Origin of the sequence: Caballeronia zhejiangensis, assembly GCF_022879815.1 — a bacterium.
In the GTDB taxonomy this organism is placed as follows: Bacteria; Pseudomonadota; Gammaproteobacteria; order Burkholderiales; family Burkholderiaceae; genus Caballeronia; species Caballeronia zhejiangensis.
On the sequence record NZ_CP084285.1, the window covers coordinates 913,778 to 936,610 of the forward strand.

Genomic DNA, 22,833 nt, shown 5'->3' on the forward strand with positions numbered 1-22,833 from the left:
ACTCATATGTCCGCCATCACCGACAAAGCCACGCAGCTCGATGAACTGCTGCAAAACGCCGTCCAGGACGACAAGGAGAGTGGCATCTTCCGTTGCCGCCGCGACATCTTCACGAACGCCGATCTGTTCGATCTCGAGATGAAACACATCTTCGAGAGCAACTGGGTGTATCTCGCGCACGAAAGCCAGATCCCGAACAACAACGATTACTACACGACGTGGATCGGCCGTCAGCCCATCGTGGTGACGCGCGACAAGACCGGCGAGTTGCACGCGGTCATCAATGCATGCGCGCACAAGGGGGCGATGCTCTGCCGCCGCAAGCACGGCAACAAGGGCAGCTTCACCTGTCCGTTCCATGGCTGGACGTTCTCCAACACCGGCAAGCTGCTGAAGGTGAAGGACGAGAAGACGACCGAATACCCGATCCAGTTCAACACGCACGGCTCGCACGATCTGCGCCGCGTGCCGCGTTTCCAGAACTATCGCGGCTTTCTCTTCGGCAGCCTGAATGCGGATTCGATGCCGCTCGAAGACTATCTCGGCGAGACGAAGGTCATCATCGATCAGATCGTCGATCAGGCGCCGAACGGCCTCGAAGTCTTGCGCGGCAATTCCTCGTACATCTACGACGGCAACTGGAAGATGCAGATGGAAAACGGCTGCGACGGTTATCACGTCAGCACCGTGCATTGGAATTACGCCGCGACGATGGGCCGCCGCAAGATCGAAGGCACCAAGGCCGTCGATGCGAATAGCTGGAGCAAGTCGGTCGCGGGCGTGTACGGATTCGATCATGGCCACATCCTGTTGTGGACGAAGACGATGAATCCGGAAGTGCGGCCGGTGTATCAGCATCGCGAAGAGATCAAGGCGCGCGTGGGCGAAGTGCAGGCGGATTACATCGTCAATCAGACGCGCAATCTGTGCCTCTATCCGAACGTCTTTCTGATGGATCAGTTCAGCACGCAGATTCGCGTGGTGCGCCCGCTTGGCGTCGACAAGACCGAAGTCAGCATCTTCTGCTTCGCGCCGAAGGGCGAGAGCGCCGAAGATCGCGCGACGCGCATCCGTCAGTACGAAGACTTCTTCAACGTGACCGGCATGGGCACGAGCGACGACCTCGAGGAATTCCGCGCGTGCCAGTCGGGTTATGCGGGCATCACGGCGATGTGGAACGACCTCTCGCGCGGCGCGCCGCTTTGGGTCCACGGTCCTGACGAGAACGCGCAGAACATGGGTATCAAGCCGCTCATTTCGGGCGAGCGCAGCGAAGACGAAGGACTCTTCGTCGTGCAGCACGAATACTGGGTCAACGTGATGCGCGACGCGTTGAAGAAGGAACAAGGGGAGGCACTGGCATGAGCTTCGACTACCTGAAAATCTGCGCGACGCTGTATCGCGAAGCGCGTCTGCTCGACGATCGTCAATGGGACGAATGGCTCGGCTGCTATGCGGAAGACGTCACGTACTGGATGCCCGCATGGGACGACGACGATCAGATCACCGATGACCACGAAAGTCAGATCTCGTTGATGTATTACCCGGATCGCGGCGGCCTCGAAGATCGCGTGTTCCGCATCAAGACCGAGCGCAGTGGCGCTTCGATGCCCGAGCCGCGCACGAGCCACAACGTCACCAACGTGGAAGTGCTGGCCGAGCGCGAGAACGAAGTGGATGTGCGCTACAACTTCGACACGCTCAATCACCGCTACAAGATCACCGATCATTTCTTCGGCACGATCTTCGTGACGCTGCGCAAGGTCGACGACATTCTGGTGATTGCGCACAAGAAGATTGTGCTGAAGAACGACTATATCCGCCAGGTGCTCGACGTCTATCACGTCTGACACTCGCGGTGACGAGACAGGAAGTAGGAGGCAACATGTCCAGCTACAACATTGCACTGAATTTCGAAGACGGCGTGACGCGTTTTGTCGAATGCAAGGCGGGCGAGAAAGTTCTCGACGCCGCATTCCGCGCCAAGATCAATCTGCCGATGGATTGCTCCGACGGCGTGTGCGGCACCTGCAAATGCCGCGCCGAAAGCGGCAACTATGATCTCGGCGACGACTACATCGAAGACGCGCTTTCCGACGACGAAAAGGAAAGCGGTCTCGTGCTCACCTGCCAGATGGTGCCATCGAGCGATTGCGTGATCGCGGTCCCGGCATCGTCGACGGCATGCAAGACCGCGCAGAGCAAGTTCGCCGCGACGGTCACGAAGATCGAGCCGCACAACGACGCCGCCGTCGTGCTCGAACTGGATGTGGATGCCGCTACGCCCGCGCCGGTTTTTCTGCCGGGCCAGTACGTGAATATCGATGTCCCGGGCAGCGGACAGCATCGTTCGTATTCGTTCTCGTCGGCGCCGGGCGCGACGAAGATCAGCTTTCTCATCAAGAAGATTCCCGGCGGCGTGATGAGCACATGGCTCGAATCCGCGCAGGCCGGTCACACGGTCGAGCTGACCGGTCCGCTCGGCAGTTTCTATCTGCGCGGGGTGGAGCGTCCGCTGCTGTTCCTCGCGGGCGGCACGGGTCTCGCGCCATTCCTCTCGATGCTCGAAGTGCTCGCACGCGCGAACTCGCAGCAGAAGATTCACCTCATCTATGGCGTGACGCGCGATCTCGATCTCGTGCAAGTCGAAGCGATCGAAGCCTATACGGCGCGGTTGCCGAACTTCACGTTCAGCACCGTCGTCGCGGATGCGGATTCGAACCATCCGCGCAAAGGCTGGGTGACGCAGCACATGCCCGCCGAACAGCTGAATGACGGCGATGTCGATGTGTATCTCTGCGGCCCGCCACCGATGGTCGATGCCGTGCGCAAGCACTTCGACGATAGCGGCGTGAAGCCCAACAGCTTCCACTACGAGAAGTTCACGCCCAACGCCGCGCCGGTGACAGCATGAGCACGCAACGATTTGCCGGCAAGGTGATGGTCGTGACCGGCGCGGCGCAGGGCATCGGGCGCGGCGTGGCGCTGCGTGCGGCGGCGGAAGGCGCGAAGGTGGTGCTCGTCGATCGCGCGGACTTCATCGGGGAAGTGGCCGCCGAAGCGCAGGGCGCGGATACGGCCGGCTTCGTCGCCGACATGGAAACGTATGAAGGCGCGGCATCCGCGATGGCGTTCGCAGCGCGCACGTTCGGCGGCATCGATATCCTGATCAACGGCGTCGGCGGCGCGATTCGCATGCGTCCGTTTGCCGAGTTCGAACCCGCGCAGATCGACGCCGAAATCCGGCGCTCGCTCATGCCGACGCTCTACGCGTGCCATGCCGTGTTGCCGCATATGCTCGAACGCGGGCGCGGAACCATCGTGAACGTGTCTTCGAACGCGACGCGCGGGATTCGTCGCGTGCCGTATTCGGCGGCGAAAGGCGGCGTCAACGCAATGACGCAGGCGCTCGCGATGGAATACGGCGAGCGCAACATCCGCGTGGTCGCAGCCGCGCCGGGCGGCACGGAAGCGCCCGCGCGACGCGTGCCGCGCAATGCGAGCGGCGACAGCGAGCAGGAAAAAGTCTGGATGGGCGAAGCGGTGAAGCAGGTCACCGAATCGACGTTCTTCAAACGCTACGGCACGCTGGACGAACAGATCGCGCCGATTCTCTTCCTCGCATCGGACGAAGCGAGCTATATCACCGGCGCGGTATTGCCCGTCGCCGGCGGCGATAACGGCTGATCTCACGGGAGACGCAATCATGAGTGAACGCAAGGCAATCGTTCCCGCGGGAATGGAAGCGGTCTACGAAAAGATCCGCTATGCGCCCGCGATCAAGGCCGGCAATACGATCTACGTGTCCGGGCAGATTGGACGCGATGCGAACATGCAACTGGTCGAAGACCGCGAAGCGCAGATCGTGCAGGCTTTCGACAATCTCGAGCTCGTGCTCGAAGCGGCGGGTGCTTCGTTGAGCGATGTCGTCGACGTGACGAGCTTTCATACCGACATGCGCGATCTGCCGTTGTTCATGCAGGTGCGCGAGCGTTATCTGAACACGCATCCGCTGCCGGCGTGGACCGCGATCGGCGCGCATATGCTCGGTGGTTCCGCGGGTTATATCGTCGAAATCAAGGCGGTCGCCGTAGTGACGGCGAGCGCGTCGTAACACGCAAGAAACGTCAACGTAAAAAGAACCGACCTTGCTGCGCCATGCACGCAGCAAGGAGAACGCGCGCGCGTTCATCGTTCCGCCTGATCAATACATTAAAAATCGCGGAATCAAAGCAAGTCCTACATCCTTGGAGACACCCATGCGGCAAATAGACGTGCAAAAGCTATGCGACGATGCCCGGTTCAGCAAGTTTCATTTGCTGCTTCTGTTCTGGTGCGCGCTCATCATCATCTTCGACGGATACGATCTCGCGGTCGTCGGGATCGCGCTTCCGTCGATCATGAGCGACATGGGCATTCAGCCGACGAGCGCCGGATTCATGGTGAGTTCCGCGCTGCTCGGCATGATGATCGGCGCGGTGTTTCTCGGCACGATTGCCGACAGGATCGGCCGCGTGCCCGCCATCGTCATTTGTCTGCTGCTGTTCAGCGTATTCACGGCCGCGGCCGGATTGACGCGCGATCCCGTGACGTTCGGCATCGCGCGCTTTCTCGCGGGACTGGGCATCGGCGGCGTCATGCCGAATGTCGTCGCGCAAATGACCGAGTATTCGCCGCGCAAGATCCGCAGCACGATGGTGACGCTGATGTTCAGCGGATATTCCGTCGGCGGCATGCTCGCGGCGCTCGTCGGCAAGGGGATGATCGAGCGCTACGGCTGGCAATCCGTCTTCATCGCGGCGGGCCTTCCGGCGCTGCTCGCGCCTGTGATCCTCAAGTACATGCCCGAGTCGCTCGCATTCCTCGTGCGAAACGAACGCGCGGCGCGCCTGAAGGACATTCTTTCGCGCGTCGATCCGCGCTATGTGCCGCAAGAGGCCGACCGCTTCGCGCTTTCCGATCGCGAAGCCGCGCCCGGTTCGCCGATCGCGCGACTCTTCGCCGAAGGACGCGGCATGAGCACCGTCATGTTGTGGATCGCGTTCTTCATGTGCCTCTTCATGGTCTACGCGCTGAGTTCGTGGCTGACGAAACTGATGGCTGGCGCGGGGCACAGCCTCGGCTCGGCGCTCACATTCGTGCTCGTTCTGAACTTCGGCGCGATGATCGGCGCGATCGGCGGCGGATGGCTCGCGGACCGCTTCAACATCAAGTACGTGCTGATCGCCATGTACGCGCTCGCCGCGATTTCCATCAGCCTGTTGGGCGTGAAGGTGCCGGTCGGCGTGCTGTTTTTCCTGGTGGGTCTCGCGGGCGCATCGACGATCGGCACGCAGATCGTCACGTATGCGTTCGCCGGTCAGTTCTATCCGACCGCGATCCGCTCGACGGGCATCGGCTGGGCGTCTGGCATCGGGCGCAGCGGGGCGATTCTCGCGCCTATCGTGATCGGCTTTCTCGTGAGCAAGGCGTTGCCGCTGCAGCAGAACTTCGTCGCCATCGCGGTGCCCGGCGTCATCGCGATGCTTGCCGTTTGTCTGATCGATGCGCGTCGTTCGCGCAATGACGCCATCGCCGTGGCCGCCGCCGATCCGGCGTAACGACGCGTGCGCCCGGCAATCACTCCTTCGCGGGCTTCGGTTGCCGGGCCTTCTGCGGCTCGGATGGAGCGCCGCGCTGCGTCGGCGCGCGCGTGCAGGCATCGGGCGGCGTGACATAAGGGACGTCGTGGCAGCAGCACGCATAGACCGGAAAGCCGTACGCGTTCGTGCGGACGATGGTCGTCGGTCCATGCAACGGACACACCGCTTTCATGCAGCCTCCTGAAAATGAAAACGCAGTCAATCAGGTGGTTTCATGTTACTCGCGATATGCGCGTGCGCTTGATTCAAGTCAATCGGAGCCGTGAGCGTCCCGATAGAGTGAGAGCGTCGATTCACGTCACGCGCCACGCAACGGAGTTCGCAGATGAAAGCACTCGTCTATCACGGCCCCGGCATCAAGTCGCTCGACGAGCGGCCGAAACCCGCGCTCGCCGCCGCCACCGATGCGATCGTTCGCGTGACGCGCACGACCATCTGCGGAACCGATCTGCACATTCTCAAGGGCGATGTTCCCACCTGCGAGCCCGGCCGCGTGTTGGGTCACGAAGGCGTGGGCGTCGTCGAGGACGTCGGCGCGGCGGTGTCGACGTTCAAGCCGGGCGATCGCGTGCTGATCTCGTGCATTTCGTCGTGCGGAAAGTGCGAGGCGTGCCGGCGCGGCATGTATTCGCATTGCGCGACGGGCGGCTGGATTCTCGGCCACAAGATCGACGGCACGCAGGCCGAATACGTGCGCATCCCCCACGCGGATACGAGCCTCTATCCGATTCCGGCAGATGTCGAGGAAGAGGCGCTCGTCATGCTCTCCGACATTCTTCCGACGGGCTTCGAATGCGGCGTGCTCAACGGGCGCGTGCAGCCGGGCAGCACGGTCGCGATAGTCGGCGCGGGGCCGGTCGGTCTCGCCGCCTTGCTCACCGCGCAGTTCTACGCGCCGGCGCAGATCGTCATGATCGATCGCGACGCGCATCGGCTCGAAATCGCGCGCACGTTCGGCGCGAGCGCGTGCATCGACATCGCGCGCACGGAGGCCGTCGCCGAGATCATGCGTCTGACCGATGGCGCGGGCGTCGATTGCGCCGTCGAAGCGGTCGGCGTGCCGGCGACCTTCGAGCTGTGCCAGCAGATCGTCGCGGCGGGCGGCACCATCGCGAATGTCGGCGTGCATGGCGTGAAGGCCGATCTGCATCTCGAATCGCTCTGGGATCGCAACATCAGCATCACGACGCGTCTCGTCGATACGGTCAGCACGCCGATGCTGCTCAAGACCGTGCGCGCGGGGCGGCTGCAGCCGAAGCAGCTCATCACGCACCGCTTCACGCTCGCGCGCGCGCTCGACGCTTACGACACCTTTGGCCGCGCGGCGGAAACGAACGCGCTGAAGGTCATCATCGAAATTTGAAGTGGGCGGCCTTCAGCGGGAAGCCGTGCGGGCCGAAAAACGATGTACCGCAAAATCCTGGTTGCGCTCGATGGCAGCGAGTGCTCGCAACGCGCGCTCGACGAAGCGATCCGCATCGGCGCGCGTGCGCGAGTGAATGTCGTGTACGTGATCGACGTGGCCGCGCTTTCGTCGTATCCGGCGCAGTATCGCGTGAACGTGCGCGAGGAAGGCGGGCACGCGCTCGATATCGCGTATGCGCGCGTGATCGATGCGGGCATCGAATGCGAAACGGAACTCGCGGAGACGCGCAATGTCACCGATACGATCGCGAAGTGCCTGCAGCGCCGCGCGGTGCACATGCCCGCGGATCTCGTCGTGATGGGCACGCATGGCCGGACCGGGTTGCGCAGGCTCGCGCTCGGCAGCGTCGCGGAAGCGTTCGTCAGACGCTCGACGTGTCCGGTGCTGCTCACGCGCGCACCGAAGCATGTCGCGAAAGACGCGTGAGCCACGACGAGTGAGGCGCGCCCGCGCGATGGCCTGACCGGAGAACAATGACATGGGCCTCGGAATGCAGATCGCCTGCCTCGGCTTCGCGGGCTCGAGCGCGATCGAACGCGAAGCGGGCGTCGAACTCGTGCGGCTTGCGGGCGTCGCGAAAGACATCGTCGATTGCAGGCTCACGATCAAGGCGTCGCTCGATCGCGCGGGACGCACCGTCTTCGACGCGCAACTGGTTCTGCTCACGCGCGATTCCGAGCAGGTCACGGTGCAACGCTGCACACACGCCGACGTGAACGCGGCGCTGCGTCATACATTCGATGACGCCGTTCAGCTGCTGCTTCAGCGCGGCGCGCCGGATGCGATTTGATCCAGATCAATACGCGCTCCGAAACCGTGGCCAAGACTAAGTGGATATGCGCTGCGCCGGCTCGCGTCGCATCAACGTTCCACGAGGTATCGGCATGATCGTTACGTTTCCGAGTCAGCCGCCCGTCTATCAGGGCGATGTCCCTTCGCTCACTTTCGCCGCCTTCGCGGACGGTGAGCCGATCGAGTGCACCATTTCGGCCGAAGCGCTGGAGGATCACTTCGGCGCGGCGTCGTGGCGTGAGGAAGATCTGCAGCAGGCGTTCGAGAGCCATCGCTCGTCGATAGAAGGCGCCGCCGAACATGTGCTGAGCCGCGTCGGCGGCACGTCGGTGATGCTGCGCAGCGGATTTTTCCGCTTTCGCGAAGCGCGCGCTCAGACTGCTTCGAGCCGCGCCTGATCGAGGATCCGCACGTCCTTGCCGCGCGCGTCGATCACGCCGGCCTTTTGCAGCCGCGAGAACATGCGGCTGACCGTTTCGATCTTCAGCCCGAGATAGCTGCCGATTTCCTCGCGCGTCATGCGCAGCACGAATTGCGCGGGCGAATAGCCGCGCGCCTTCATGCGCGTCGACAGATTGAGCAGGAAGGCCGCGACGCGCTGCTCCGCCGTCATCGTGCCGAGCAGCATCATCAGATTGGATTCGCGCACGATCTCGCCGCACATCATGCGATGAACGTGATGCTGCACCGCCTTCACTTCGCGGCACAGCAATTCGAGCAGATCGAACGGAACGATGCAGACGACGCTGTCTTCCAGCGCGATGGCGTCGCACGCGTGGCGGTCGGTGCTCACGCCGTCGAACCCGAGGGGCTCGGCCGCCAGATGAAAGCCCGTGACCTGCTCGTGTCCTTCGCGATGCATGACGACGGTCTTGAAGCAGCCGCTGCGCAGCGCATAGAGACTCTGGAAGGGATCGCCGCTGCGGAAAAGCGTTTCGCCGCGCCGCACGAAGCGCGTCGAGCTGATCATCGCGTCGAGACGCTGATAATCGACCGGCGACAAGCCGGACGGCATGCAGATGCGCTTCATCGAACACGTCGAGCAACGCGTGCTCGGCGGCTTCGCGTCGACGTGCATGCCGGGACTGTCTGCGCTCGCGGAAATCATGCTGCGCCTCCTGTCGAACCGGATCGCGCATCGACGCGCGATCCCGCATGTCACGTGTCCAATTATGGAGTGCGCTGTCTCGAAAAAATGTCGGTGCTGGCTGATCGTGCCGTAGGCATTCGGGAAGACGTGTAGGGAAATGCCGACACGCGCCGCTTCGATTCAGGCGCTGTCGTCGTCGAAAAGCTGATGGCGCACCGCGTAGCGCACGAGCGCGGCTTCGTGGGGAATCTGCATTTTTTCGAGGATGCGCGCCTTGTAGGTGCTGATGGTCTTCGCGCTCACGCACAACGCCTCGCCGATATCGCTGATGGATTCGCCCGCGCACAGCCGCCGGAACACTTCGAACTCGCGGTTCGACAATCGCTGATGCGGTAGCGCATCGTCAGGTTCGGTGAGGCTTTGCGCGAAGCGTTCGGCCATCGCGAGGCTCACGTACGCGCCGCCCGACGCGACCTTGGCGACCGCCGCGACCAGCTCCGCGCTCGCGCTTTCCTTCGTCAGATAGCCCGACGCGCCGGCCTTGAACGCACGCGCGGCGTATTGCTGCTCGGCGTGCATCGTGAGCACGAGAATGCGCAGCGCGGGCTTTTCGTCCTTGATCTGCTTGAGCAGGTCGAGGCCGCTGCGGCCGGGCATCGACAGATCGAGCACGAGCACGTCCGCCTCCGTTGCGCGCACGAGCGCGAGCGTGCCCGGCCCGTCGCTCGCTTCGCCGGCGACCTCGAAGCCGTGCGCGTTCGCGAGGATATGGCGCAGGCCGTCGCGCACGAGCGCGTGGTCATCGGCGATCAGGACTTTCGTCGTCATGGATTCGGTTCTTCCGTTTCGCGGCCCGGCACCAGCAGAACGGGACACCGCGACAGCCGCGCGAAACCTTCCGCGACGCTGCCGAGCACGATCCGCCGCAAGCCGCGCCGCCCGTGCGTGCCCATGACGACGAGATCGGCGCGGAAATCGTCGGCGCAATGACGGATGCGCTGCGGGATGTCATCGCCGAGATACTCGACTTCGCACACGCGCGGCGTGCCCTTGACGCCCGCTTGCGTCATGCGCTCCGTGGCCGTCGCAGCGAGCCGCCGGCCTTCCTCCAGCAATGCGTCGCGCAGGCCAGGATAGAACGCGCTCGTGGCGTCGTAGGAAACGGGCTGCATGTCGACGACGAAGAGCGGCTGAATTTGCGCCGCGCTCGCGCTTGCGATCCTGATCGCCTCATCGAGGGCGTGGAGGGAAGTCGGGCTGCCGTCGATGGGCACGAGAATGCGGTTGTACATGACGATCTCCTGATCCGGTGTGTTGGCGCGTCGCGGGTGTGCGATCGAGTCTACGGACGGCGTATGCAAAACGGTTGACGCAAGTCAAGGAACGGAATCGTCATCGGCGGGGGCGATGAAGCGGAATGTCCACGACGACGCGAAAGCCTTCGCCCGGCGCGCTGCGAAACTCGATGACGCCGCCCAGTTGCCGCACGCGCTCGCCCATGCCGAGCAGGCCGAACGTGCCCGCCGCGCGCGGCCGTTCGATATCCGCGCCGCGGCCGTCATCCTCGATCGTCAGCGTGCAGCGCGCATACGCGCAGCCGATCGCGATGCGAACTTCCGATGCCCGCGCGTGGCGCACGACGTTCGTCAGCGCTTCCTGCACGAGCCGGAAGAGCGACGTGGACGCAGTCGCCTCGAAGCCGTCCTCGTCGCCTTCGATATCCAGATGGATCGTCAGATCGTAGCGGCGGCGGTAATCGCAAACGAGCCAGTCGATTGCGGCGAAAAGGCCGAGATCGTCGAGCACGGGCGGACGCAGGCCCGCCGCGATGCGTCGCAGCGAACCGATGATCGTGTCGATTTGCGTGAGCGCCTGCTGTTTGAAGCGCGCGTTCGGCGCGGTGCTGTCGAGAATCGACAACTGCATTTTGAGCGCGGCAAGCTGCTGGCCGAGATCGTCGTGCAACTCGCGGGCAATCGACGCGCGCTCGTTTTCCAGCGCCGTCTGTACGTGCGCGGAGAGCTCGCGCGCATGCTGCAGTTCCGTGAGCCGCAAGCGGTCGGTCATGTCGCGCGTGACTTTGGCGAAGCCGATCAGACTACCCGACGGATCGTGCAACGCGGTGATGACGACGTTCGCCCAGAAGCGGCTGCCGTCTTTGCGGATGCGCCAGCCTTCGTCCTCGACGCGGCCCACGCGCGCCGCCGTCGAGAGGGCGTTGTGCGGCTTGCGCGCGGCGATATCGTCGCCCGGATAGAAGACGGAAAAATGACGGCCGACGATATCGCTCGCGTCATAGCCCTTGATCCGCCGCGCGCCGTTGTTCCAGGTCGCGACGTGGCCGTGCGCGTCGAGCAGGAAGATCGCGTAGTCCTCGACCGCTTCGACCAGCAGACGGAAAGGTGCGTCCGTCAGCAGCGAAGGCGTGTTGCCGGGTTCGGTCGCGGAGCAGTCGATCATCGTTGCAACGGGCGGATGCGCTTGCAACGTCGACGCGTTGCGGCGCTATTGCTTCATCATCTGAAAGGGCGGCAAGGGCAGCTCGTCGCCGTCGAGAAACGCGGTCGCGCAGCGCACCGCGAAGCCGAGCGCGCCGTCCTTGCTTGCGAATGCGCCGAGATTGCCGAGCGAGGTGGCATGGCCGTCCTCTTCGAGAATCGACGCGGTCGCGACGAACGCGTTGCCTACACGAGTGGCGGAGGGCTTAAAAGCCGCTCCCCGATGATAGATGATCATAGATTTGACCGGTGGAGATGATCGAAAGGCTTATGCGGCAGGCATGCCGCGGCGTGAGAGCGAATGCGCGCGGATCAGCGCGGATCAGCGCGGGTTCTGCACTGACTGTCGATAGTCGATCTCGGCCATGCCGTAAGCGAACGCGTAGCGCACCGCGCCCGTTTCGCTGGCGAATTCGCCGAGCATTCCGCTCGAACGGCGCGTGCCGTCCGGTTCTCGCACGATGAGCATCGCCGCGTATCTGTCCTGCTCCGGGACGGCGGTCGCGCTCAGTACGTGCCCTTTGTAGATCACGTCGTCGGGTCGATTCATTGCTCTCTCAGGTTCTAATGTTTTGCCGGCGTGGCAATTCTGACGTTTGCCTACATTCCGTAAGCAGTAAGCCTAACCGTTCAATTTTTGTCGCTTAATCCGATTTAAGCTTTTTTACTTTTCCCATGCAAATGCTTAAGTCCGACCAATCGGGCGGGCATCGGGTCGCGCCTCTGCGCATCGCGTTGAACAGTCTCGATACCGACTTCGCCGCGACGACGTACATCGCGCCGGAGAGCCCCGAATCGGAGCGCATCAGCAGATCGGCTGCGAAAAGCGCCGCGATCGCGACGAGCGGGTGGCACATCACCTGAGCGGTCAAGCGTTTCATCTGCGTCTCACCTCGAAAACATCTGTCGAAATCGGGCAAGACCGCACAGTGCTGCGATAGCGATACGAACCGGGTCCCGTCCTGAGCCTTACTGTGCCTTTAACGTCCGCTTGCAGTCCTGCCCGCACGTCCGCGCTGGCTGCCCGATCGTCCGGGTTTTTTTCCGCTGTCTGCGAATTCGTGAGACGCATACATACAGCCCGCCGACCGTTCCGCCAAAGCCTAGCGTTCAGCCGACCGTCGTCCACTTTTTTAAGCCGTTGCAGACAATAATCGCGACTGCACCGGGGCCGGCCCCTCCTGAACGGAGATCGCAGATGAAAGGGCATTTATCGGTTGGCGTGATCGCAGTCGCTATCGCAGCAATCATCGGTGGATGCAGCGGAGGAAGCTCCTCCGATCCGTCCTCGACATCCGGCGGCTCCGCGTCGGCATCCGGTCCCGCGTCGGCGTCGAGCCCAGCGTCGGCATCCAGTCCTTCGGCCGCATCGTCGGCAAACGGCGCGAGCGCGCCCGCGAGCGCAAGCGCTCCCGCGACGAACTCGCCGTCCGCATCGACTCCGATGGATGTCACCACGTATCACAACGACATCCGCCGCACCGCGCAGCAGCTCGCCGAGACCCGGCTCACGCTCGCCAGCGTGAAGTCGTCCACGTTCGGCAAGCTCGGCTTCTATGCCGTCGATGGCGCCGTCGATGCGCAACCGCTCTTTCTCGCCAACGTGCCGATCGCGGGCGGCACGCATAACGTGCTGTACGTCGCGACCGAGAACGCGACCCTCTACGCGTTCGATGCCGACACCGGCGCCGTGCTCTGGCAAGTCTCGACGCTCGGCGCGGGCGAAGTGCCGAGCGACGATCACGGCTGCGACCAGACCACGCCGAAAATCGGCATCACGGCGACGCCGGTCATCGACCGCTCGCGCGGGCCCAACGGCGTGATCTATGTCGTCGGCATGTCGAAGGACAGCGGCGGCGCGTATCACCAGCGCATCCACGCCATCGACATCGCAACGGGCGGCGAACTGTTCGGCGGCCCGACCGAAATCACCGGCTCGTATCCCGGCACCGGATCGGGCAGCGTGAACGGCGTCGTGCCGTTCACGCCGGGCCAGTACATCGAGCGCGCGTCGCTGCTGCTGCTGAACGGCGTCGTCTATACGGCGTGGAGCTCGCATTGCGACACGCTGCCGTATACCGGCTGGCTCATCGGCTACAGCGCGGACACGCTCAAGCAGACGGGCATCCTCAACGTCACGCCGAACGGCGAGATGGGCGGCATCTGGATGGGCGGCGCGGGCCTGGCATCGGACGGCACGTCGATCTATTTCCTCGACGGCAACGGCACGTTCGACGCGACCATCAACGCGCAGGACATGCCCATCAGGAACAACTTCGGCAACGGCTTCCTCAAGGTCACGCCGAGCGCGACGTTCGCGCTTCAGGTCAACGATTACTTCGAGCCGTCGAACACCGTGGTGGAATCGAACCAGGATCTGGATCTCGGCTCGGGCGGCGTGCTCGTGCTGCCCGATGTCACCGACATCAACGGCAACGTGCAGCATCTCGCGATAGGCGGCGGCAAGACGCGCGTCCTCTACGTCGTGAACCGCGATTCGATGGGCAAGTTCGATTCGAACGCGGATCACATCTATCAGCCGCTTTACTCGACGATCACCGGTCCGATGTTCACCGCGCCGGCGTTCTACAACAACACGATCTACGTCGGCCCGGCGGGCGATCATCTGAAGGCGCTGCCCGTCGTCAACGCGATGGTCGCGACAAGCGCATCGAGCCAGACGACGAGTCCCGCGGGCAACTGGAATTTTCCGGGCCTCGCGCCGGTCATTTCCGCGAATGGCAATACCGACGGCATCGTATGGGGCGTCGAGAACACCACGCCGACCGCCGTGCTGCATGCCTACGACGCGAGCAATCTCGCGATCGAGCTTTACAACAGCAATCAGGCGGGCACGCGCGATCAGTTCGGCAACAACAAGTTCATCTCGCCGACGGTCGCGAACGGCAAGGTCTACGTCGGCACGGAGACGGGCGTGATGGTGTTCGGTCTGCTCGGCGGATGACTGGCGCGGGTCGGGGCCGCATCGATATAAGATCGCGTTACCTCGACCCATGGAGCTTCCGATGCAACTGACCCGTCTTCTTGTTCCGACGTTCGTGCAGACGTTGAAGAACCTGTCGGCGTGGCTCGATAAAGCCGCTGCATTTCAGCACGAGAAAGGCGCGAATCCCGACGCGCTGATGACCTTGCGTCTCGCGCCCGACATGTTTCCGCTCGCCGCGCAAGTGCGCTTCGTGTGCTTTCAGGCACAGGAACCGGTGTACCGGCTGCGCGGCGAAGACCTGCCGCAGACAGTGCTGCGCGTGCGGAAAGAAGGCGCGCATTCGAACGAAGCGCCGGGCACGTTCGCCGATGCGCAAGCCTGCATCGCCGATGCGATCGCATTGCTCTCGAACCTCACTTCCGATGCGCTCGACGCCGGAACCGGCGAGCCGATCGCGCTCGATCTGCCGAACGGCATCGTCTTCGACATGACCGGCGAGCAATACGCGCGCGACTGGTCGCTGCCGCAGTTCTATTTCCACGCGATGACCGCTTACGCGATCCTGCGCAACCACGGCGTGCCGCTCGGCAAGCCGGATTACGTGGCGCACATGTTCTCGTATATCCGGCCCGGCACGCTGCCCCAATCGGGCTGAATCCGCGCGACTTCGGCACAATGCTTGCGCAGACACGAACTACGACCTTGCGCCATGCGACCCGCCGACCCGAACGTTTCTCCCGCCCTCGAATGCCGCCGCCTGACGAAAACCTACGGCAGCGGCCGCATCGTGCTCGACGCGCTCGACTTCGCGCTCGGCGCGGGCGAGTTCGTCGCGATCATGGGCGACTCGGGCGTCGGCAAATCGACGCTGCTCAATCTGATCGCGGGCCTCGACACCGCCGATAGCGGCGACGTGCTGATCGACGGCGCATCGATCTCGACGCTTCCCGACGACGCCGCCACGCGCCTGCGCCGGCAAAAGCTCGGCTTCGTGTTCCAGGCGTTTCACGTCCTGCCGCATCTGACGCTGTATCAGAACGTCGCGGTGCCGCTGCTGCTGAACGGCATGCCGCCCGCGCCCGCGCGCGCCATGCTCGCGGCGGTCGGCCTCGACGGACGCGGCGACGACATGCCGCGCCAGCTTTCCGGCGGCGAGTTGCAGCGCGTGGCGATTGCGCGCGCGCTGGTGCATCGGCCGCGCCTCATTCTCGCCGATGAACCCACCGGCAATCTCGATCCGCAGACCGCGCACGAAGTGCTCGAATTGCTGCGCGCCGAAACCAAGGCGACGCGCGCCGCGACGGTGATGGTCACGCATTCCGAAGCGGCGGCCGCGTTCGCGGATCGCGTCGTGATTCTGCGCGACGGCGCCTTGCACGCCGCGACGCTCGCCCGATGAGCGATATCGCCGCCGGATGCGGATTCTTCGACACGCTCACGCGCTGGCTGCTCGGCGCGCAATGGCGCAGCCATCGCGGACGCGCGCTCGTCGCCATGCTGACGATCGCGCTCGGCGTCGGGCTCGGTTATGCGGTGCAGCTCATCAACGGCGCGGCGTTCAACGAGTTTTCCGCCGCCGCGCGCAGCCTTTCCGGTCAAGCCGACTTGCAAGTGCGCGGCGCGCAGCCTTTCATCGACGAGAACGTTTATCCGCGGCTCGCGACGCGCGCGGGCGTGGCCGCCGCGAGTCCGGTGCTCGAACTCGATGTCGCCGTGCCCGGCAAGAACGCGCCGCTCAAGGTGCTCGGCATCGACGTGTTCCGCGCGAAGCGCATCGCGCCGGACCTGACCGGCGTGCCCTCGCCGGAAGCATCGTTCGATGTTCTCGCCGATGACGCGATCTTTCTTTCGCCCGCCGCGCTCGCCTGGCTCGGCGCGCGCGATGGCGGACGCATCGAATTGCAAAGCGGCACGTCGCCCGTGACGTTGCGCGTCGCGGGCGGCATCGCGCGAACGCGTCCCGGCCAGCGCATCGCGGTGATGGATATCGCCGCCGTGCAGAACCGCTTCGGCATGGCGGGCAAGCTATCGCGCGTGGATGTGCAACTCGCGCGCGGCGTCGATCGCGATGCGTTCCGCGAGACGCTGCAACGCGAACTCGGCGCGCGGCTCGTCGTGACCGGCACGCAGGATATCGAGAGCCGGACGGACCGGCTGTCGCGCGCGTATCGCATCAATATGAACGTGCTCGCGCTCGTCGCGCTGTTTACCGGCGCGTTTCTCGTGTTCTCGACGCAAGCCGCGGGCGTCGTGCGCCGTCGCGCGCAATTCGCGATGCTGCGCGTGCTCGGCATGACGCGCGCATCGCTCGTGCGGCAGATCATGCTCGAAGGCGCGCTGCTCGGCGTGGTGGGCGGCGTGCTCGGCATCGCGCTCGGCTTCACGGTCGCGGCGCTCGCGTTGCGCTTTTTCGGCAGCGATCTCGGCGGCGGATATTTTCCGGGCGTCGAGCCGCGCGTCGTCTTCGATCCGCTAGCGAGCGCGATCTTTCTCGCGCTGGGCATCGGCGTCGCGCTCGCGGGCACGCTCGTTCCCGCGCTCGAAGCGGCGCGCGCCCGGCCCGCGCCCGCGTTGAAGGCGGGCAGCGAAGAAGCCGCGCTCGCACCGCTCGGCACGCCGTGGCCCGCGCTCGCGTGCCTCGCGGCAGGCGCGGCGCTGACGCAGGCGCCGCCCGTTTTCGATGCGCCCATCGGCGGTTATCTCGCCGTCGCGCTGCTGCTCGTCGGCGGCATCGCGCTGATGCCGCGTGTCACGGCAATCGTGTTCCGCCGCGCGATGAAACCGCGCAACGCCGTCGCGACGCTCGCGCTCGCGCGTCTCGCGAATGCGCCCGGGCAGGCATCGATCGCGATGGGCGGCGTGCTGTCGAGCTTCACGCTGATCGTCGCGATGGCGATCATGGTGACGAGCTTTCGCGTGTCCGTCGAAGACTGGCTCGCGCATCTGCTGTCGGCGGATCTTTATGTGCGGATCGCATCGAGCGGCGACACGGGCGGCTTGCAGCCCGATCAGCAAACGCAGATCGCAGCAGTCGATGGCGTCGCGCACGCGGCGTTCACGCGCGCGACGAAGCTGACGCTCGATCCCGCGAAGCCGCCGGTCGCGCTGATCGCGCGCGAGCTCGACGCCGCCGATCCCGGCGCGACGTTGCAGATGACCGGCGATGCGTTGCCGCCATCCGCGTGGCGCGCGGGCGAAACGCCCGTCTGGGCCTCGGAAGCGATGGCCGATCTGTATGGCTATCGCGTGGGCGAGCGCGTGAGCTTGCCCGTCGGCGGCGCGGGCGAGCGTTTCGTCGTCGCGGGCATATGGCGCGACTACGTGCGGCAGACGGGCGCGCTGCAAATGCGTATCGCGGACTATCGGCGGCTGACCGGCGACACGGCCGCCACCGACATCGCCATTACGTTGCGCGCGGGTTCGGGCGCGGCGCAGGTCATCGACGCGATCAAAAAGCTGCCCTTCGGCGGCGCGCTCGAATTCTCGCAACCGGGCGAGATCCGCGCGCGCACGCTGACCATTTTCGACCGCAGTTTCGCCATGACGTATCTGCTCGAAGCGGTCGCGATCGTCATCGGGCTGTTCGGCGTCGGCGCGACGTTTTCGATGCAGACGCTCGCGCGCTCGCGCGAATTCGGCATGCTGCGGCACGTCGGCGTGACGCGCGCGCAGATTCTCGGGCTGCTCGCTTCGGAAGCGGGCTGGCTCACGCTGCTCGGCATCGCGATGGGCTGCGTGCTCGGCTTCGCGATCAGCCTGATTCTCGTGTTCGTCGTGAATCCGCAGTCGTTTCACTGGAGCATGTCGCTGCACATTCCGTCGACGATGATCGCGGCGATCGCGTGCGTGATGATGGTGTCGTCGTGCGCGACGGCGGTGCTGTCGGGCCGGCGCGCCGTGTCGGTCGATGCGGTGCGCGCCGTGCGGGAGGACTGGTGATGCGCGCGCTGCTTTTCGCGTTGATGCTCATGTCGATGACCGCATTCGCCGGCGAGCCGAAGTTCGCGCCCGTCGCGCCCGGCCACGTCATCGACTGGCCGAAGGACAGCGGCGCGCATCCGCCGTATCGCACGGAATGGTGGTACGCGACCGGCTGGCTCGAGACGGCGGAGCACCAGCCGCTCGGGTTTCAGATCACGTTCTTTCGCTCGAACACCGGCAAGAAGCACGGCAAGAGCGCGTTCGATCCGTCGCAACTCGTCATCGCGCATGCGGCGTTGTCCGATCCCGCGTACGGGCGGCTCGCGCACGATCAGAACATCGCGCGGCAGGGCTTCGGTCTGGCGTACGCGAAGGAAGGCAACACCGACGTCAAGCTCGACGCATGGCGCATGTCGCGCGCGGCGGACGGCAGCTACACGGTCATCGCCGATGCCGCCGGATTCGCGCTCCATCTCACCTTCACGCCGACGCAGCCGCCGATGTTCCAGGGCGAAGGCGGCTACTCGCGCAAAGGGCCGTCGCCGGAGCAGGCGAGCTATTACTACAGCGAGCCGCAGCTCAAGGTGACGGGCAGCGTCGTGCGGCCATCGGCATCGGCAAAGGCGAATGCGGGCGTCGCCGTGACGGGCCGTGCCTGGCTCGATCACGAATGGTCGAGCACGTTGCTGCCATCCGATGCGGCCGGCTGGGACTGGCTCGGCGCGAATCTCGACGACGGCTCCGCGCTGATGGCCTTCAAGGTCCGCGCCCGCGACGGCCATTCGGTCTGGGCGCACGCCGCATTGCGCGATCGCGACGGCCGCACCCGACAATTCGGCCCCGGCGATGTGGAATTCACGCCCGAGCGCGAGTGGCGCTCGCCACGCACGAACACGACGTATCCGGTGGCGATGAACCTGCGCGTCGGCGGAATGCGTTGGCGGCTGACTCCGCTCATGGACGATCAGGAACTCGACTCGCGCGATTCGACCGGCGCGCTGTACTGGGAAGGCGCGGTCACGCTCGACGGCGACGGCGGAAAAGGACGCGGATATCTCGAACTGACGGGATACGCAAAGACGATCGAGATCGAAAAGCGGTGAAGTGGCGGCATCCTCGTGCAACTGCAGCGAAACTTCGTACAAAAGCGTAAAAAGGGGCAGCTTAAGCTTCGTTTAAGAAAAGTCTCATAGTCTCGCTCGACACGCCTCCGCCGTCTCGCCTTTCCATGTCAGCGCGCCTTTTTGTCCGAAGTTCCCCGACGATTTGCCCGCTTTCGCGGCAGATCGAATGACACGCGCGTTTTCCCGACACTCGCGGCCCGCGCCGCGCCTTCTGATCCTTCGACCGATGCGCCCTAAGCGCGCGTCGCTCGATCCGCCTCCCGCCAATGCCTTTATCTTCTTCCAACGCCTTGCCCGGCAAGGCAGGCCGACTGCTTTTCACTTGCGCGATCGGTTCCATCTGTACGGTCGTGATCTGCAACGCGCTGCATCGTCCGACCGCGCCTTCGGCCGATAAGGACTACACGCCCGCCGTATCGCTGCCCCAACGCGCCGCGCCGAAAACGCCGCCCGCGCCGACACGCACCACTGAAAGCGCGACCGTCGACGAGACGTTCTCCGATGCCGCGCAAAGCCTCGGCATCGACCAAGGGACGATCGCGACGCTCACCGAAGCGTTCGCGAGCAACGTCGACATGCGGCGCGATCTCAGAAAAGGCGACACGCTCAGCGTGGTCTATGACCGTCCGCAAGGCAGCGCAACCGCCGATGACCCGCCGCTCGCCGTGCGTCTGACGACCGGATCGTCATCGCACGACGTGTTCCTTTATCGCGATCCGAACGGCGAAACGCGCTATTACGCGAAGGACGGCAAGAGCACAAAACCCGCGTTCTCGCGCTATCCGGTTGCGTTCACGCGGGTATCGTCGGATTTCTCGCTGCGAAGGTTCGATCCGGTCGTGCATCGCTGGCAAAGTCACGACGGCGTCGATCTCGCCGCGCCCATCGGGACGCCGGTGCACGCGACGGCGCAGGGCAAGGTGACGTTTGTCGGCAGGCAGACGGGTTACGGCAAGGTCGTCATGCTGGAAAATCCGCCGCCGTATTCGACCGTCTACGCGCATCTTTCGCGTTTCGCGAAAGGCATCAGGACTGGCGGAACGGTGCAGCGCGGGCAGGTGATCGGCTATGTCGGCGAAACGGGTTGGGCGACCGGACCGCATCTGCACTACGAAGTGCACGTCGATGACGTCGCGATGGATCCGCTCACCGTCGATCTTCCCGGCGACGATCGTCTGCACGGCGAAGAACGCCAGCGATTCGCGAGGGAAGCGGAAGCGCTGAGCGCCGAGCTCAACGGCTGACGTTCAGACGGCGAGACCGGCCGATTCCCGCACGCCCGCCAGAACGCGGCGGCTCTTGCCTGCGCGCTTGGCTTCGTAGAGCGCGTTGTCGGCGTCGCGCAGCACGCCGTCGAGTTCGTCGTGATGATGATCGAACATCGCGACGCCGATGCTCACGCCGATCTCCAGCATCGCGCCGGCATCGGTGACGAAGGGCTTCGACAACTCGCGCACGATGACATCCGCGAGCGCGAGCGGATCGGCCTGCGGCGGCGTGACGATCACGAACTCGTCGCCGCCGAGCCGCGCGACCAGCGATCCTTCGCCCGACAGATGCCGCAAACGGCGCGCGACCAGCGCGAGCAGCGTATCGCCGATTTCGTGGCCGTGGGCGTCGTTGATGGCCTTGAAGCCGTCGAGATCGAGATAGAGCAGGGCGGTGTGCTCCGGCGCGCTCGACCGGACCGCCCGGAAAAGACCCGCGCGGTTGAGGAGCCCGGTCAGTTCGTCGTGGCGCGCGCGGCGATCGTTTTCCTGTTCGGCTTTCATCGTGGAGACGAGCATGCCGTTCAGACGCCACGCGGCGGCGCTCATCGCAAAAAGATAAAACGGGATTTGCAAAAGCGTGAGCCAGAGCGTCGGCTCGCCCGAGAGCACCGCGCCGATGCAGCACGGCCCGAGCGACAAAAAGATCATCACCGCGACGAGACGCGGCGCGCCGAAATTGCGGAAGCAGATGCCGCCGACCATCGCGGCGGCGGACAGAAACGACAGTGTCGCGGCGACCCAGTCGCCCGACAGCACGGAGACCAGCGCGCCGTAGCCGACGGTTGCGCCCCAAAGCGGCGCGAGAAGCACGTAGGTATCCGTCAGCGTCGATTCGCGCTCGCGCGCGCGGCGTCGCGCGACGACGAGCACGACGAGCCGCACGAGACACACGGCGATTTCGAGCGCGAGCCAGATGTGGAATGCGGGCGTCGGATGGCGGCCGTCCAGCACCCACGCGACGGCGACCGTGTTCAGCACGCCGCCCGCGAATATCGGCAGCGTGCCGAACAGGCTTCCGACGAGGGCGACGCGGATCGCGCGGGGAATGTCGGCTCCCGCGTGCAGCAACCACGTCGCCGCACGTCCGCGCGGCAGGGTGAACACCTCAGTTTGTTGTTCCATATCGGGCTTTTCGCGTCACGGTCGGGCCGGACCACACTGCGGATAACGGTCGTTCGCATCGAAACTTTAGTAGGCCGCCGCTTAACAACGTCGTGCAATCGGTTGGGAATAGGCGATAAAAAATAGTTATACGCGGCGTGTTCTTGACTTTTTGTCCGCTTCGCGCGCGTCCATATCCGCTCAGGGAATCCGTCCGAATCGCGCGAAACCTTACGACCTGCTGTCATGTAGGGCTTTATTGAGAACGATTCGCGTTTACGTTAGCTTCGCGACTCCTACGGAAGTGGAGCACGATTTATGGCTTACATGCACATACAGCCGGCATCGTCGAAGCGTTCTTCGACCTCGCCGCCGCCTTCGAATCTGCCTCTCGATGCTTACTGGCATCGGCGCGAACCCGCCGTCGCGCGTCCGGCGCCGCCCGAGCGCGAAGCCACCGGGCGCAGCCTGCTCGATCTCGCCATCGCCAACCGGCAGATGCTCGTGAACATGGCGCGCGGCGTCGTCGGTTGCGCGAGCCGTGCCGAGGACGTGGTGCATGACGTCTTCGTCAGTCTCATCGACTTGCCGCAGCAGGACGCCGTGCGTCAGCCGATGGGCTACATCGCGCGCATGGTGCGCAATGCGTCGATCGACGCGTGCAGGCGGCAAAGCCTCGAAAACATCTATCGCGCGGACGAGGAGGACGGCCTCGACGTGCCCTCGCACGAACTCTCGCCCGAAGCGCGCGCGCAGGCCCGCGACACGCTGCACCGCGTCTGCGATGCGCTCGCGCAGTTGCCCGAGCGCAATCGCGCCGCCTTCGAAATGGTGCGGCTGCGCGACGAGACGCTGCAAAGCGCGGCGCGCGCGCTGAACGTCTCGCAGACGCTCGTGCACTTCATGGTGCGCGACGCCCAGCAGCATTGCGCCGCTTGCCTCGACGCGCGCGAACGCAATGTCGCGTGTCCGGCGTTCGTCGGCGGTAAAAAAGCGCGCCGCTCATCCGTCTAGTCGATAT

Annotated in this window: 27 protein-coding genes; 18 read left to right on the forward strand and 9 right to left on the reverse strand. The window is 64.6% G+C overall.

The window, feature by feature from the left end:
* Nucleotides 1–6 precede the first annotated feature (6 nt).
* The 6 genes from LDZ23_RS25365 to LDZ23_RS25390 all read left to right on the forward strand — a co-directional run bounded on the left by LDZ23_RS25365 (nt 7) and on the right by LDZ23_RS25390 (nt 5,600).
* Complete coding sequence (locus LDZ23_RS25365) at nt 7–1,365, forward strand: Rieske 2Fe-2S domain-containing protein (RefSeq protein ID WP_033536408.1); 1,359 nt, start codon at nt 7–9, stop codon at nt 1,363–1,365.
* On the forward strand, nt 1,362–1,850 hold the full coding sequence (gene benB / locus LDZ23_RS25370; protein ID WP_008347590.1) for a benzoate 1,2-dioxygenase small subunit: 489 nt from the start codon (nt 1,362–1,364) through the stop codon (nt 1,848–1,850). Before LDZ23_RS25365 ends, benB begins: the two co-directional genes overlap by 4 nt.
* A 35-nt stretch (nt 1,851–1,885) precedes the next feature.
* Nucleotides 1,886–2,914, forward strand: coding sequence for a benzoate 1,2-dioxygenase electron transfer component BenC (benC, locus tag LDZ23_RS25375; RefSeq protein ID WP_244808255.1), 1,029 nt, complete (start codon nt 1,886–1,888; stop codon nt 2,912–2,914).
* Nucleotides 2,911–3,687, forward strand: a complete 777-nt coding sequence (gene benD, locus LDZ23_RS25380; protein ID WP_008347595.1) for a benzoate diol dehydrogenase BenD — start codon at nt 2,911–2,913, stop codon at nt 3,685–3,687. Before benC ends, benD begins: the two co-directional genes overlap by 4 nt.
* Before the next feature lie 19 nt (nt 3,688–3,706).
* Nucleotides 3,707–4,114 (forward strand): RidA family protein, encoded by a 408-nt coding sequence (locus LDZ23_RS25385; protein ID WP_033536407.1) that lies wholly within the window; start codon nt 3,707–3,709, stop codon nt 4,112–4,114.
* Nucleotides 4,115–4,259: 145 nt separating this feature from the next.
* Nucleotides 4,260–5,600 (forward strand): MFS transporter, encoded by a 1,341-nt coding sequence (locus LDZ23_RS25390; RefSeq protein WP_008347599.1) that lies wholly within the window; start codon nt 4,260–4,262, stop codon nt 5,598–5,600.
* A gap of 19 nt (nt 5,601–5,619) precedes the next feature.
* On the opposite strand, the gene LDZ23_RS25395 is transcribed toward LDZ23_RS25390, so the two are convergent.
* Nucleotides 5,620–5,814: a hypothetical protein gene (locus LDZ23_RS25395; RefSeq protein WP_008347602.1), complete on the reverse strand. Its 195-nt coding sequence runs from the start codon at nt 5,812–5,814 to the stop codon at nt 5,620–5,622.
* 153 nt (nt 5,815–5,967) lie between these two features.
* Between LDZ23_RS25395 and LDZ23_RS25400 the strand changes: the two genes are divergently transcribed.
* The 4 genes from LDZ23_RS25400 (at nt 5,968) to LDZ23_RS25415 (ending at nt 8,258) form a co-directional block, all read left to right on the forward strand.
* A complete protein-coding gene (locus LDZ23_RS25400; protein ID WP_008347604.1) occupies nt 5,968–7,005 on the forward strand; it encodes a zinc-dependent alcohol dehydrogenase family protein in 1,038 nt (345 codons plus the stop codon).
* A 42-nt stretch (nt 7,006–7,047) separates the two neighbouring features.
* Complete coding sequence (locus LDZ23_RS25405; protein WP_008347606.1) at nt 7,048–7,494, forward strand: universal stress protein; 447 nt, start codon at nt 7,048–7,050, stop codon at nt 7,492–7,494.
* A 52-nt stretch (nt 7,495–7,546) separates the two neighbouring features.
* A complete protein-coding gene (locus tag LDZ23_RS25410) occupies nt 7,547–7,858 on the forward strand; it encodes a hypothetical protein (RefSeq protein ID WP_008347607.1) in 312 nt (103 codons plus the stop codon).
* A gap of 94 nt (nt 7,859–7,952) precedes the next feature.
* Complete coding sequence (locus LDZ23_RS25415) at nt 7,953–8,258, forward strand: DUF1488 family protein (protein WP_008347608.1); 306 nt, start codon at nt 7,953–7,955, stop codon at nt 8,256–8,258.
* On the opposite strand, the gene fnr is transcribed toward LDZ23_RS25415, so the two are convergent.
* From fnr to LDZ23_RS25445, 6 genes are all read right to left on the reverse strand, one after another.
* Nucleotides 8,234–8,968 (reverse strand): fumarate/nitrate reduction transcriptional regulator Fnr, encoded by a 735-nt coding sequence (fnr, locus tag LDZ23_RS25420; protein ID WP_051078981.1) that lies wholly within the window; start codon nt 8,966–8,968, stop codon nt 8,234–8,236. The two genes, LDZ23_RS25415 and fnr, sit on opposite strands and share 25 nt — an antisense overlap.
* 162 nt (nt 8,969–9,130) lie before the next feature.
* A complete protein-coding gene (locus tag LDZ23_RS25425) occupies nt 9,131–9,778 on the reverse strand; it encodes a response regulator (RefSeq protein ID WP_008347611.1) in 648 nt (215 codons plus the stop codon).
* Nucleotides 9,775–10,242: a universal stress protein gene (locus tag LDZ23_RS25430; RefSeq protein WP_008347612.1), complete on the reverse strand. Its 468-nt coding sequence runs from the start codon at nt 10,240–10,242 to the stop codon at nt 9,775–9,777. The genes LDZ23_RS25425 and LDZ23_RS25430 overlap by 4 nt, the downstream gene beginning before the upstream one ends.
* 100 nt (nt 10,243–10,342) lie before the next feature.
* Complete coding sequence (locus tag LDZ23_RS25435) at nt 10,343–11,437, reverse strand: PAS domain-containing sensor histidine kinase (RefSeq protein WP_034474259.1); 1,095 nt, start codon at nt 11,435–11,437, stop codon at nt 10,343–10,345.
* Between the two features lie 18 nt (nt 11,438–11,455).
* Nucleotides 11,456–11,686 carry a hypothetical protein gene (locus tag LDZ23_RS25440; RefSeq protein ID WP_008347614.1) on the reverse strand — a complete coding sequence of 77 codons (231 nt, stop codon included), beginning with the start codon at nt 11,684–11,686 and terminating at the stop codon, nt 11,456–11,458.
* A gap of 84 nt (nt 11,687–11,770) precedes the next feature.
* A complete protein-coding gene (locus tag LDZ23_RS25445; protein WP_008347615.1) occupies nt 11,771–11,998 on the reverse strand; it encodes a hypothetical protein in 228 nt (75 codons plus the stop codon).
* Between the two features lie 131 nt (nt 11,999–12,129).
* Between LDZ23_RS25445 and LDZ23_RS25450 the strand changes: the two genes are divergently transcribed.
* Nucleotides 12,130–12,312, forward strand: a complete 183-nt coding sequence (locus LDZ23_RS25450) for a hypothetical protein (protein ID WP_144403708.1) — start codon at nt 12,130–12,132, stop codon at nt 12,310–12,312.
* A gap of 246 nt (nt 12,313–12,558) precedes the next feature.
* Here the strand turns inward: LDZ23_RS25450 and LDZ23_RS25455 are convergent, their stop codons facing one another.
* Nucleotides 12,559–12,906, reverse strand: a complete 348-nt coding sequence (locus LDZ23_RS25455) for a hypothetical protein (RefSeq protein WP_235366246.1) — start codon at nt 12,904–12,906, stop codon at nt 12,559–12,561.
* Here LDZ23_RS25455 and LDZ23_RS25460 point away from each other — a divergent pair.
* The 6 genes from LDZ23_RS25460 to LDZ23_RS25485 all read left to right on the forward strand — a co-directional run bounded on the left by LDZ23_RS25460 (nt 12,893) and on the right by LDZ23_RS25485 (nt 20,684).
* Nucleotides 12,893–14,413, forward strand: coding sequence for a BamB-related PQQ repeat family beta-propellar protein (locus LDZ23_RS25460; RefSeq protein ID WP_244808256.1), 1,521 nt, complete (start codon nt 12,893–12,895; stop codon nt 14,411–14,413). The genes LDZ23_RS25455 and LDZ23_RS25460 overlap by 14 nt on opposite strands.
* A 61-nt stretch (nt 14,414–14,474) precedes the next feature.
* Nucleotides 14,475–15,050, forward strand: coding sequence for a DUF1993 domain-containing protein (locus LDZ23_RS25465; protein ID WP_008347619.1), 576 nt, complete (start codon nt 14,475–14,477; stop codon nt 15,048–15,050).
* A 54-nt stretch (nt 15,051–15,104) separates the two neighbouring features.
* Nucleotides 15,105–15,794 (forward strand): ABC transporter ATP-binding protein, encoded by a 690-nt coding sequence (locus LDZ23_RS25470; RefSeq protein ID WP_008347621.1) that lies wholly within the window; start codon nt 15,105–15,107, stop codon nt 15,792–15,794.
* Nucleotides 15,791–18,334: an FtsX-like permease family protein gene (locus tag LDZ23_RS25475; RefSeq protein ID WP_051996824.1), complete on the forward strand. Its 2,544-nt coding sequence runs from the start codon at nt 15,791–15,793 to the stop codon at nt 18,332–18,334. Before LDZ23_RS25470 ends, LDZ23_RS25475 begins: the two co-directional genes overlap by 4 nt.
* Nucleotides 18,334–19,419 carry a lipocalin-like domain-containing protein gene (locus LDZ23_RS25480; RefSeq protein ID WP_008347624.1) on the forward strand — a complete coding sequence of 362 codons (1,086 nt, stop codon included), beginning with the start codon at nt 18,334–18,336 and terminating at the stop codon, nt 19,417–19,419. The genes LDZ23_RS25475 and LDZ23_RS25480 overlap by 1 nt, the downstream gene beginning before the upstream one ends.
* A gap of 287 nt (nt 19,420–19,706) precedes the next feature.
* Nucleotides 19,707–20,684, forward strand: a complete 978-nt coding sequence (locus LDZ23_RS25485) for a M23 family metallopeptidase (RefSeq protein WP_081851927.1) — start codon at nt 19,707–19,709, stop codon at nt 20,682–20,684.
* A gap of 3 nt (nt 20,685–20,687) precedes the next feature.
* Here the strand turns inward: LDZ23_RS25485 and LDZ23_RS25490 are convergent, their stop codons facing one another.
* Nucleotides 20,688–21,833: a GGDEF domain-containing protein gene (locus LDZ23_RS25490; RefSeq protein ID WP_033536406.1), complete on the reverse strand. Its 1,146-nt coding sequence runs from the start codon at nt 21,831–21,833 to the stop codon at nt 20,688–20,690.
* Between the two features lie 297 nt (nt 21,834–22,130).
* Between LDZ23_RS25490 and LDZ23_RS25495 the strand changes: the two genes are divergently transcribed.
* Nucleotides 22,131–22,826, forward strand: coding sequence for an RNA polymerase factor sigma-70 (locus LDZ23_RS25495; RefSeq protein ID WP_008347629.1), 696 nt, complete (start codon nt 22,131–22,133; stop codon nt 22,824–22,826).
* The last annotated feature ends 7 nt before the right edge of the window (nt 22,827–22,833 follow it).